We start from the raw sequence: 11,842 nt of genomic DNA, 5'->3' as shown, positions 1-11,842 counted from the left end.
GACCGGCGAGGCCACGGAATGCAGGGCGTTCAGCGCAAGATCTGGCTCAGGAACAGCTTTGTGCGGGCGTGCTGAGGCGCCGCAAAGAACTCGTTCGGGGTGTTGGCCTCGATGATCTGGCCCGCATCCATGAACACCACGCGGTTGGCTACCTCGCGGGCAAAACCCATCTCGTGGGTGACGACCAGCATGGTCATGCCCTCCCCGGCGAGATCAACCATGGTGTCCAGCACCTCCTTGACCATTTCAGGGTCGAGCGCCGAGGTCGGCTCGTCGAACAGCATGACCTTCGGATTCATCGTCAGGGCGCGGGCGATGGCGACGCGCTGCTGCTGGCCGCCGGACATCTGTCCCGGAAACTTGTTGGCCTGATGCGGGATCTTGACTCGCTCCAGGAACTTCATCGCGGTCGCCTCGGCGTCCCTCTTCGGGATGTTGCGCACCCAGATCGGTGCCAGCGTGCAATTGTCGAGCACCGTGAGGTGTGGGAATAGATTGAAGCTCTGAAACACCATGCCGACTTCGCGGCGCACGGCATCGATGTGCTTGAGGTTGGGCCCGAGCTCGATGCCGTCGACGACGATCTCACCCTCCTGGAATTCCTCGAGCGCGTTGATGCAGCGGATCAACGTCGACTTGCCGGAGCCCGAGGGTCCGCAGATCACGATGCGCTCGCCCTTGCGGACATCGAGGTCGATGTCGCGCAGGACGTGAAAGTCGCCGTACCATTTGTTGAGGCCGGAAATCTTGACGATGGGGTCTGACATGGGGGACCTCGATCAGTTGCGACGGTGGGCGTTGAGACGATGCTCGACGAACAGCGAGTAGCGCGACATTCCAAAGCAAAAGATGAAGTAGATGACCCCGGCGAAGGCGAAGCCGGTGAACGCGGTCGAAGGCGTCGACCATTTCGGATCCGAAAACGATGCCCTGAGCGAGCCCAACAGGTCGAACAGCGCGACGATCGAAACCAGCGAGGTGTCCTTGAACAGCGAGATGAAGCTGTTGACGAGGTTCGGAATGACGTGACGCAGCGCCTGCGGCAGCACGATCAGCGAGGTCGTCTTCCACCAGGACAGGCCGAGGGCTGCCGCGGCCTCGCCCTGCCCGCGCGGGATCGCAGCGAGCCCGCCGCGGACGTTCTCGGCCTGGTAGGCGCCCGTGAACAGCGCAATACCGATCAGCGCGCGGACGAGACCGTCGACGCTGAAATTGCCCGGCAGGAACAGCGGGAGCATGTAGGTGGCGAAGAACAGCACGGTGATCAGCGGCACGCCGCGCCAGAACTCGATGAAGGCGATCGAGAAGATCCGGATCAGCGGAATGGTGGAACGCCGGCCGAGCGCCAGCGCGACGCCGATCGGCAGCGAGGTGACGATGCCGGTGACGGAGACCACCAGCGTCACCAGCAGGCCGCCCCACAAATTCGTCGCCACGACCGGCAGGCCACCGCGATCGAGCCCCATCAGCTTGATCACGGCGGCGATGGCGACGAAAGCGAAGATGCTCGAGGCCAGAGCGCGCCCACCGGCGCGCAAGCCGCCGCCGAGGCCGAAGGCGATCAGGCAGACGACCGCGGCCGTGACGGCGAAATCAGTCCAGACCGACTGTCCCGCTCCCTGGATCTGGTCGCGCAGCCAGGTCAGCGGCAGGATCAGCCAATGGATCGCGGTGCCGACCAGCACAATGAAATTCCCGACCAGCCACAACAGCGGCCCGACTGCCGACGTCTTGCTGGAACTGAGCAGGGCCTGCCCGGCGCCGATGATGCTGTCGTCGAACAATTCCAGCAAGCCCGCCGTCCAGCTGAGGCCAAAGCCCTTGATGCCGCCACCGTGCAGCAGGAAGAACGCGACAACCGGAAAGGCGACGAAGAACAGGCTGGCGTTGAGCCCTTTCGCCGGCAGGCGCGGCACGAGCAGCGGCACCAGCAGGACCACCGCAAGAACGAATGTGAGGTTCACCCGCCAGCGTTCCGCCTCGGGATAGAAACCATAGATCAATTGCGGCAGCTTGGCCTGGATGTAGGGCCAGCACGCCCCGACCGCAAAGCCGGCGTTCTCCGTGAGGCATGCCGCGCGGTCCTTACCGCTCCAGACCGCATCGACCATCAGGAACCTGACCGAGGGAACGATGGTGAACCATAGCAGCAGCGCGCCCACGATGGTGAGTAGGATGTTGGTCGGCGAGTTGAACAGGCGCGTGCGCATCAGCCCGACGAAGCCCGTGGTCTTCACCGGCGCGGGACGCTCGGTGAGCAGGTCCTGGCGGACGAAGCTGCTCGAGGCGATATCGCTCATGCGCCCAAACTCCGGCTGACGCGCCAACCGTAGACGCTCATGATCGCGCTGGTGAGCAGCGAGATCAGGAGATAGATGCCCATCGTCATCGCGATGATCTCGATCGCCTGCCCGGTCTGGCTCAGCGATGTGCCGGCGAACACCGAGACGAGGTCAGGATAGCCGATCGCGACTGCCAGCGACGAGTTCTTGGTGAGATTGAGGTATTGGTTGGTCAGCGGCGGCACGATGACGCGCATGGCCTGCGGCACGACGATCAGCCGGAGCGTGGTGCCGCGGCTGAGGCCCAGAGACGATCCCGCCTCCATTTGCCCCTTGTGCACCGACAGAATGCCGGCGCGCACGATCTCGGCGATGAAGGCGGCGGTATAGGTCGACAGCGCCAGCGCCAGCGCCACGAACTCGGGAATGATCCGCGAGCCGCCGGCGAAATTGAAGCCCTTAAGCTGCGGCAGCTCGAAGGTGAAGGGCAATCCCGTGACCAGAATGGTCGCGAGCGGCAGCCCGAACAGCAGACCCAGCACATAGGGCCAGATCCGGATCATCCGCCCTTCCTGAAACAACGCGCGCCGGGCATAGAAGCGCAAGGCCAGTGACGCGACGATGCCGAGCGCCAGCATCGCCAGGAACGGCTCCAAGCCGCTTCCGCCGACCGGGCTCGGAATGACAAGGCCGCGATTGCTGATGAAGGCGATGCCGAGCAGCGAAATGCTCTGCCGCGGATTGGGCAGGGCTGCCAGCACCGCGAGATACCAGAACAGGATCTGGAACAGCAGCGGCAGATTGCGGATGGTTTCGACATAGATCTCGCCGACGCGCGACAACAGCCAGTTGGGCGAGAGCCGGCACAGCGCAACGATGAAACCGATCAATGTGGCGAAGACGATGCCCACCACCGAGACGATGAGCGTGTTCAGGAGCCCGACCACGAACACCCGCAGGAACGTGTCCGAGCCGGTATAGGAGATCAGGGTCTGGTTGACGTCGAAACCGGCATTGTTCCGCAAGAAGCCGAAACCGGCGGCAATGTGCTGGTTTTCGAGGTTGGCGCGGGCATTGGAGACGATCTCATAGCCGATCCAGCCCAGGATTGCCGCGAAGGCAAACTGGACGGCGACGCCGTTCCAGCCTGCCTTGCCGCCCAGAAGGCGCCTGATCTTCAGCGCGATCTGGGGCGGCGGTTTTCGGGCCTCGGTGCTCATGCTGCCGCTGCCAGCGGGGGGCGATCAGCGGATCGGCGGCGCGTACTGAAGACCGCCCTTGTTCCAGAGATTGTTGAGACCGCGATTGATGCCGAGCGGCGAGCCTGCGCCGACATTGCGATCGAACACTTCGCCGTAATTGCCGACCGCCTTCACGATCCGCACCACCCAGTCCTTGGTCAGGCCGAGCTGTTCGCCGAAATTGCCGTCGGTGCCGAGCACGCGCTTCAACTCGGGATTTTCCAGCTTGGCTTTCTCGTCGACGTTCTTCGAGGTCACGCCGAGCTCTTCGGCGGTGAGCATCGCGAACAGGGTCCACTTCACGATGTCGAACCATTGGTCGTCGCCGTGGCGCACCATCGGGCCGAGCGGCTCCTTCGAGATGATCTCGGGGAGCACCATGTGGTCATTGGGATTGGCGAGCTTCAGGCGGTTGGCGTAGAGGCCCGACTGGTCGGTGGTGAAGACGTCGCAGCGACCGGCCTCGTAGGCCTTGACGGTTTCGTCGTTGGTGCCGAACGCGATCACCTCATACTTCATGTTGTTGGCCTTGAAGTAGTCGGCGAGATTCTGCTCGGTGGTGGTGCCGGTCTGCACGCAGACCGAGGCGCTGTTGAGCTCGAGCGCCGAGTTCACCTTGAGCGACTTCTTCACCATGAAGCCCTGCCCGTCATAATAGGTCACGCCGGTAAAGTTGGCGCCGAGCGAGGTGTCGCGCGAGATGGTCCAGGTGGTGTTGCGCGAGAGCACGTCGATCTCGCCGGATTGCAGCGCGGTGAAGCGGTCCTTGGCGGACAGCGGCACGTACTTGACCTTGCTCGCATCGTTGAAGATCGCCCCGGCGATCGCCTTGCAGACGTCGACGTCGAGGCCGGTCCAGTTGCCCTTGTCGTCGGGCGAGGAGAAACCCGGCAGGCCCTGGCTGACGCCGCAGGACAGCATGCCCCGGTCCTTGATGGTCTTGAGCGTTTGTGCATCGGCGGCTTGCGCGGAGAGGCCGGCGGCGAGAGCAAGGGTGAGAGCCAGGGTTACGCGTTTCATGGGCTTTGGGCCTTTCAAAGTCGTCTCAAGGAACGTTGTCTCAGGATCATCCCTGCCGCGCCGGGCGTATCAAAACCGGCCCTGCAAGAGTCATGCTGGAAAACCTTGCCGAACACTCGCCGATCCCGGGAGGCCATACCTTAATCCCCGCCGCTGGCGCCCGCCCTTTTGTTTAGCTGTGGCGCAAGGTTCGGTCAGACGATGGATCGAAGGTCGCGGCAGGCCCCTCAACATGCGGCGACTGAATAGCACCTCCGCATCACAGAACGACTGGCGTGCCGGGTCAAGGGGTTGACGGGACTCTTCTGTGTTCTGTTATTAACGATAGCGGCCTTTCGGCCAGCCCGTCAGGCGCCACGCCCGAGCGGAAACGCGGTTTTGAAAGCAGACGCATGGATTCCTCGCACCCCCAAGAGCAGCAGGCCGAGACCCGGCTGGTCACCTCCGGCCGCGACACCAAGGCGCAGAAGGGGTTCGTCAATCCGCCGGTTTTCCACGGCTCGACCGTGCTCTATCCGACCGCCGAGGACCTGCACGCCCATCGCGGCGAGTTCACCTATGGCCGGCACGGTTCCCCCACGACCAAGGCGTTCCAGGAGACGCTGATGGCGCTGGAGGGGCCGCAATGCGCCGGCGTCGGCATCGTGCCATCGGGGCTGTCGGCGATCTCCACCACCCTGCTCTCGGTGCTGAAGACCGGCGACCACATTCTGGTCGTCGACAACGTCTACCGGCCCTCGCGCAATTTCTGCAACGGCATGCTGGCCCGCTACGGCGTCGAGACCACCTACTTTGACCCGCTGATCGGTGCCGGCATCGACAAGCTGTTCAAGCCGAACACCCGTGCGGTGCTGGTGGAGGCGCCGGGCTCGCAATCGTTCGAGATGCCGGACATTCGCGCCATCGCCGAGGTGGCCCATGCGCGCGGCGCGCTCGTCATCGACGACAACACCTGGGCGACGCCGCTCTATCACCGCTCGCTCGACCAGGGCGTCGACGTCAGCATGCAGGCCGCCACCAAATATATCGGCGGCCATTCCGACATCATGTTCGGCACGATATCGGCCAACGCCAAGGCTTGGCCGATGGTCGCCGAAGGCATCCGCCTGCTCGGCGTCTGCGCCGGTCCCGACGATGTCTTCCTCGCGCTGCGCGGCCTGCGCACGCTGTCGGTGCGCCTGGCGCAGCATCATCGCTCCGGTCTCGACATGGCGCGCTGGCTGGCCGGCCGTCCCGAGGTCGCTAGCGTGCTGCATCCGGGCCTGGAGACCGATCCCGGTCACGCCATCTGGAAGCGCGACTTCACCGGCGCCTCAGGGCTGTTCAGCATCGTGCTGAAGCCCGTGCCGCAGAAGGCGGTCGACACCATGCTCAACACGCTCAAGCTGTTCGGCATGGGCTTTTCCTGGGGCGGCTTCGAGAGCCTTGCGATTCCCTTCGATTGCGACGCCTATCGCACCGCGACCAAGTGGTCGCCGGGCGGCCCCACACTGCGCCTCCACATCGGGCTCGAGAGCGTCGACGATCTCAAGGCCGATCTCGATCGCGGCTTCGCTGCCCTCAAGGCGGCAATGTGAGCCTGCTCACAGGGCATCGTGCGCGAAGACACGGCATAGCGCCGCGGCGGACGCACGAGGTGCGCCGCGGCGGACGCACGAGGTGCGCCGCGGGAGCGTGCACGTGTCGTAAACGTTAACGCTGACGCGCCAACAAATGGTTTGAACCTCAAGCATTTGGCGCTAGCCTCACCAATCGACTCCAATCCGGACACGGAGCATGGGAACGTTGGTTCTGCTCGATCTTATGGGCGGCGTGGCGCTGTTGCTGTGGGGCCTGCATATGGTCCACAGCGGGATTTTGCGCGCCTTCGGCCCTGACCTGCGGCGCCTGCTCGGCAAGGCACTGAGCAACCGCGCCAGCGCCTTCGCCGCCGGCCTCGGGCTCACCGCCCTGCTCCAGAGCAGCACGGCGACCGCCTTGATCACCAGTTCGTTCGCGGCCGAGGGGCTCGTCAGCCTCGCGGCGGCGCTCGCCATCATGCTCGGGGCCAATGTCGGCACCACGCTGATCGTGCAGGTGCTGTCGTTCAATATCGCAGCCGTTGCGCCGGTCCTGTTCGTGCTCGGCCTCGTCGCCTTCCGCTCCGGCCCGCGCTCACGGATCAAGGACGTCGGCCGCGTCTGCATCGGCCTCGGCCTGATGCTGCTCTCGCTGCATATCCTGCTCGACACGCTGGCGCCGGCCGAGAACGCGCCCGGCGTTCGCGTCGTGATGTCGGCCATCACGGGTGATCCCATTCTGTGCGTCGTCATCGCCGCCCTCGTCACCTGGGTGGTGCATTCGAGCGTCGCCAGCGTGCTCTTGATCATGTCGCTGGCCTATTCGCAGTTCATCACGCCCTACGCCGCGCTGGCGCTTGTGCTCGGGGCCAATCTCGGCAGTGCCATCAATCCGGTGTTCGAGGGCGCCAAGCGCGACGATGCCGCGAGCTATCGCCTGCCGGTCGGCAATCTCGTCAACCGCGTGATCGGCATTGCCCTCGTCCTGCCCTTCCTGGGCACGATCGCCGAGCATATGCACGCCTGGCAGCCCGATCTCGCCAAGATGACGGCGGCCTTCCACATCGCCTTCAACCTCGGCACGGCCCTCGTCTTCATCGGCCTGCTCGACGCCATGTCGCGCCTGCTCATCCGTCTCTTGCCGGATCGCGTGCAGGAGGCCGACCCGGCCCGGCCGCGCTATCTCGACGAGACCGCGCTGGAGACGCCGTCGCTGGCACTCGCCGACGCCGCTCGCGAGACGTTGCGCATGGGCGATCTCGTCGAGGTCATGCTGCGCAAGGTGATGGCCGCGATGATGACGGGCGACCGTGCGCTGGTCGACCAGGTCTCCAAGATGGACAATTTCGTCGACGGTCTCGACGAAGCCATCAAGCTCTACGTGACCAAGCTGATGCGGGGTAGCCTCGACGAAAGCGAGGGGCGGCGCGCGATGGAGATCATCTCCTTCGCCATCAACCTCGAGCATATCGGCGACATCATCGACAAGAGCCTGAGCGAGCTCGCGACCAAGAAGATCAAGCGGCGTTTCCAGTTCTCGGCGGAAGGGGCCGACGAGCTCGCCGCCTTCCACAAGCGCACGATGGACTCGCTGCGGATCGCCTTCGGTGTCTTCATGTCGGGTGACGCCAACGAGGCGCGCAAGCTGCTGGTGGAGAAGACGGCGCTGCGCAACACCGAGCTTGCCGCGGTCGAGCGGCATCTCGACCGCCTGCGCGAGGGTCGCCCCGAAACCATCGAGACGACGTCGCTGCATCTCGACGTGCTGCGCGACCTCAGGCGCATCCACTCGCATATCTGCTCGGTCGCCTACCCCGTGCTGGACGCGGCCGGCGTGCCCTATCGCAGGACCGAGGCGGAGACAGCCGCCCTGCCCGCGTCGGGCACGGCCTCGGCGGTGCCGCGCTGAAGCGCGATGCGATGAGGATAGATACTCATCGCGCTTCACATTGTCGTTGCAGGAGCCTCACCGATCCAGCGTCTTCGAGGCGCTGCCGCGGTTCTTGATGATCAGCATGATGTTGCGGATATAGATGATGGTCGCCAGCGCCTGTCCGAGGATGATGACCGGCTCGCGCTTCACGACGCCGTAGACCAGCGTCATCAGGCCGCCGCCCATCGAGCAGAACCAGAACGCCATCGGCACCACGCTGTTGCCGGCGCGTTCGCTCGCGATCCACTGCACCAGGAAGCGCGCGGTGAAGAACAGCTGCGCGACGAGGCCGAATGCCAGCCAGAAATCGAACTTGGCGACGAAGACGTCGTAGAGATAATTGCTCAGCGCCTGACCGTATTGGATGATCATGCGTTCACCTCAGTCACTTCTGGTGTCGGCTTCTTGCGGCGGATCAGCCACCATACACCGGCGAGATCCATGATGCCGATCCACAGCCGATCGAAGAAGCCGTAGTTCGACACGCCGGAATGGCGCGGCCGGTCGATCACGTCGACATAGGCGATATCGTAGCCTTCGCGGCGAACCAGCGCCGGCAGGAAGCGGTGCAGCCCGTCGAAATAGGGCAGCATCAGGAAGACGTCGCGCCGGAACGCCTTCAGCCCGCAGCCGGTATCCCGCGTGCCGTCCTTCAGGATGGCGTTGCGGATCCCGTTCGCCACGCGCGACTGGAATTTCTTGAAGCCGGTATCCTTGCGTCCGACCCGTTGCCCGGCGGCGAGTCCGACGCGCCCTGCGCCCTTCTCGACCGCCGAGATCAGGTCGGGCAGGAAGGCCGGATTGTTCTGGCCGTCACCGTCGAGTGTCGCCACGATCATGCCGCGCGCGGCGCGTACGCCGCTGCGCACGGCCGCGGATTGGCCGCCTGATCTGGCATGGCGGAGCTGACGCAGATTGCTCCGCTGCGCCATGATCGCCGCGAGCCGTTCGCCGGTCGCATCGGTCGAGCCGTCGTTGACATAGATGATCTCATAGGCCCAGCGCTCATCGAGCGCCGCACCGATCTCCGCGATCAGCGGCGCGATGTTGTCGGCTTCGTTGCGCACGGGGACGACGATGGAAACCGAAGGCTGAGAAACCGAAGGCTGGGACGTCGACAAATCATAGCTCGTGGTTGGCATTGGCTTGCGACCCGAGGAACCGACGGCCCCGGCAGGCAGCCGCTTTTATGGGGCGGATGCCCCGTGGGCAACCCTTTTGAGGCGGCCCGAGATTGCCCCCGCGAGAGGCACGATGGTGCCATCGGCACGGATGGCAAAGCCCAGCCTGCGGGCCGCGAACCAGTAACGGACTGCCATGGCGCCGACCGTGCCGACCAGGGCGCCGGCCACCACGTCGCTCGGGTGATGCGCGACCAGCACCAGCCGCGTCAACAAGATCACGATTGCGTAAGTGAACATGAACACGCGCAGGCGCGGCCACAATGCCGATACCGCGAACGCCAGGGCGAATGCTGCCACGGCATGACCTGACGGCAGGCTGGCATAAGCCCCCGTCCCGTCGAACGGCATGAAGTTGAACGGATTGGCCCTGCCGCCGACAAATGGACGTCCGCGGCCGACGACATATTTCAGGATCTCGGCAACGAATGCCGACACAGCAATCGACAGAAACAGAAATTGCAGCCGCGTGCCGAGGCCGAGCAGCAGCGCGCGGCGAGTTCCGTGATGCCCTGCCGCAACGAGCGCCAATACCACCAGCGCGGCCCCGAGCGCCGCGAGCAGATACTCGTCCTTGCCGAAATCGGTGAGGATGCGGATCGGCCACAGGCCGGGCGTGCCGCGCGCGGGCATCAGCTGGATCTCGGCCTGGTCGAACGCGACCATCAGCACGATGACGAGGGCGGCGCCCGCCGCACTGAGCCACAGCGAATGCCGCGCCAGTTTTCGCGCGGCCTCCGCGCGGCGTGAATGCGAGGGCGTGCGAACGAGCTGCGCCAGCGCCCGCCGCGACACGGCGAACAATTGCGCGGGATAGCCCGGACGTGGCGCAGTGCTGGTCGAGGCCGGCATCCTATTCGGTGCCTTCCGAGCGGAAGATCGCGATCGAGATCGCGCGGCCTTGCGAGAAATTGTAGCCGTCGATGCGGATGCCGACCTTATAGCGCAGCCCGATCGCCTCGGCGCGCTGCGCGAAGCTGCGCTCCGAGCGCTGCTCGATCAGCGCAAATCGGCAGCTTCCTTGCCGCAGGAAATCCGCCGCGCCCGACCCGTCGGTGAGCACCGTCTGGGTGCCCGTCAGAAAGACGAGGCTCGGCTCGTGATAGCCGGCAGCCGCCGCCTTCGGCCCGACGCAGGTGACGTTGCGGAGCGCGCGGGCGACTTCGATGCTCGGAAACAGCGGCGCCAGCGACGGCAGCACGATGCCGTACACCGTCACCGCCAGCATCAGGGCCGCAACCAGCGCGTTGAGCAGCGAGCGCTCGGCGCGATTGTTGTCGTAGAGCCACCAGGCGAACAGGCCGAAGATCAGCGACGCCGCGATGAACGGCCAGGCCACGAAGGCCGGCTGCCGCGTCAGCATCACCGCGCCGACCACCGCGATGATCGAGGCGGCTGCGGGAATCGCGAACCACCAGGCCGAACCGCGCATCAGCCAGGAGCGCGACAGCACGCGCCGCTCCACCGCACCGGCGGTGAGGATGGCGATCGCCGGATAGAGCGGCAGCACGTAGTGCGGCAGCTTGGTCAGCACCGCCTCGAACACGATCCAGGACGGGATCAGCCAGGCCAGCAGAAACTGCGCGCCGGGCTCGCGCCGCGCCCGCCACACCGCGGGCGCCGCCATCGCCGCCAGCGGCGCGCCGGGCCAGAACGTGATCCAGAACAGCGCCAGGTAAAGTCCGGGCGGGGCGCCATGGGATTCCTGAGCCCCTATCTTGCTCAGCATGTCGCCGCCGACGGAATCGGCGAAAAAGGCATCGCCCGCGCGCCAGAAGATCGCGACGAACCAGGGCAGCACCAGCACCAGCATCCACATCAGGCCCCAGACCGGACGCAGCTTCCACAGCCAGGAGGCATCGCGGTCCTGGATCGCGAGCGCAACGATGGTCAGGCCTGCGAACATCAAGATCAGCGGGCCCTTGATCAGGATGCCCACCGCAAGCGCGGTCCAGAAGATCGCGGGCCAACTCCAGGGCGGATGGGTCTCGTCCTCGGCGCGCTGCCAGGACAGATAGGCCCGCGCCATCGCCCCCATCGCGGCGACCACGCAGAACAGCAGCATCGCGTCGGTCTTGGCGAGCCGCGCCTCGACGCCGAGCAGCACCGAAGCGCACATCATCAGCGCCGCCAGCACCGCGGCGCGCCGTGTGACGAAGCCGAGCGCGGCCCAATAGGTCATGAGCACGGCGCCGATCGCCCCGAACAGCGACGGCAGCCGGTAGACCCAGATCCGCAACTCGGCTTTCGGCAGCTTGAGCATCGAGGCCGCTTCCACCGTCGCCGATTGCAACCAGTAGATGCCGACCGGCTTCTTGTAGCGGACGTCCTCCTGGAAGCGGATATCGACGTAGTCGCCGCTCTCGACCATCTGCTTGGTGGCCTGGGCAAACCGCGCCTCGTCGCGATCGATCGGGGGGATCGTGAAGAAGCCCGGCAGGAACAACAGCAGCGCGCACAGCAGCAGGAAGGCGATGGCGCGGGCGTGGCTGGCCGTGACCACATCGAGCATGCGCACGAGCCCGCTGCCCGGATTTGCCGGCGATTTCGGCTCGCGGGGTGCTCCAAAACGGGGGGATGGGTAGGTCTCGGCCATTGGTTCCGCTTACGCTGAAACCGCCATCGC

Annotated in this window: 10 protein-coding genes; 2 read left to right on the top strand and 8 right to left on the bottom strand. The window is 65.3% G+C overall.

Annotation, left to right across the window (positions count from 1 at the left end; all coding sequences use genetic code 11):
* Positions 1–29: 29 nt before the first annotated feature.
* From UNPA324_RS03760 to UNPA324_RS03745, 4 genes are read right to left on the bottom strand one after another with little or no spacing between them, the layout of a single operon-like run.
* On the bottom strand, positions 30–767 hold the full coding sequence (locus tag UNPA324_RS03760) for an amino acid ABC transporter ATP-binding protein (RefSeq protein ID WP_128921839.1): 738 nt from the start codon (positions 765–767) through the stop codon (positions 30–32).
* Between the two features lie 12 nt (positions 768–779).
* Positions 780–2,300 carry an amino acid ABC transporter permease gene (locus UNPA324_RS03755; RefSeq protein ID WP_128921840.1) on the bottom strand — a complete coding sequence of 507 codons (1,521 nt, stop codon included), beginning with the start codon at positions 2,298–2,300 and terminating at the stop codon, positions 780–782.
* Entirely contained in the window at positions 2,297–3,502 is a 1,206-nt protein-coding gene (locus UNPA324_RS03750) for an amino acid ABC transporter permease (RefSeq protein WP_141933541.1), read from the bottom strand. The genes UNPA324_RS03755 and UNPA324_RS03750 overlap by 4 nt, the downstream gene beginning before the upstream one ends.
* A gap of 24 nt (positions 3,503–3,526) precedes the next feature.
* Positions 3,527–4,543, bottom strand: coding sequence for an amino acid ABC transporter substrate-binding protein (locus UNPA324_RS03745; RefSeq protein ID WP_128921842.1), 1,017 nt, complete (start codon positions 4,541–4,543; stop codon positions 3,527–3,529).
* Between the two features lie 392 nt (positions 4,544–4,935).
* Here UNPA324_RS03745 and metC point away from each other — a divergent pair, with 392 nt between their 5' ends.
* Both metC and UNPA324_RS03735 read left to right on the top strand, forming a co-directional pair.
* A complete protein-coding gene (gene metC / locus UNPA324_RS03740; protein WP_141933540.1) occupies positions 4,936–6,120 on the top strand; it encodes a cystathionine beta-lyase in 1,185 nt (394 codons plus the stop codon).
* 199 nt (positions 6,121–6,319) lie between these two features.
* Positions 6,320–8,011, top strand: a complete 1,692-nt coding sequence (locus tag UNPA324_RS03735; RefSeq protein WP_128921844.1) for a Na/Pi cotransporter family protein — start codon at positions 6,320–6,322, stop codon at positions 8,009–8,011.
* Between the two features lie 57 nt (positions 8,012–8,068).
* Here the strand turns inward: UNPA324_RS03735 and UNPA324_RS03730 are convergent, their stop codons facing one another.
* Genes UNPA324_RS03730 through UNPA324_RS03715 form a run of 4 tightly spaced genes read right to left on the bottom strand, consistent with a single transcriptional unit; the run spans position 8,069 to position 11,812 of the window.
* Positions 8,069–8,407, bottom strand: a complete 339-nt coding sequence (locus UNPA324_RS03730) for a lipid-A-disaccharide synthase N-terminal domain-containing protein (RefSeq protein WP_128921845.1) — start codon at positions 8,405–8,407, stop codon at positions 8,069–8,071.
* On the bottom strand, positions 8,404–9,177 hold the full coding sequence (locus UNPA324_RS03725) for a glycosyltransferase family 2 protein (protein WP_181769277.1): 774 nt from the start codon (positions 9,175–9,177) through the stop codon (positions 8,404–8,406). The genes UNPA324_RS03730 and UNPA324_RS03725 overlap by 4 nt, the downstream gene beginning before the upstream one ends.
* Positions 9,178–9,222: 45 nt before the next feature.
* Positions 9,223–10,068 (bottom strand): phosphatase PAP2 family protein, encoded by an 846-nt coding sequence (locus UNPA324_RS03720; RefSeq protein ID WP_141933538.1) that lies wholly within the window; start codon positions 10,066–10,068, stop codon positions 9,223–9,225.
* A 1-nt stretch (position 10,069) separates the two neighbouring features.
* Positions 10,070–11,812, bottom strand: a complete 1,743-nt coding sequence (locus UNPA324_RS03715) for an ArnT family glycosyltransferase (protein ID WP_141933536.1) — start codon at positions 11,810–11,812, stop codon at positions 10,070–10,072.
* Positions 11,813–11,842 lie beyond the last annotated feature (30 nt).

The organism is Bradyrhizobium sp. UNPA324 (genome assembly GCF_006658635.1).
Lineage (GTDB): Bacteria > Pseudomonadota > Alphaproteobacteria > Rhizobiales > Xanthobacteraceae > Bradyrhizobium > Bradyrhizobium nanningense.
This window is presented reverse-complemented; position numbering and strand designations above follow the sequence as displayed.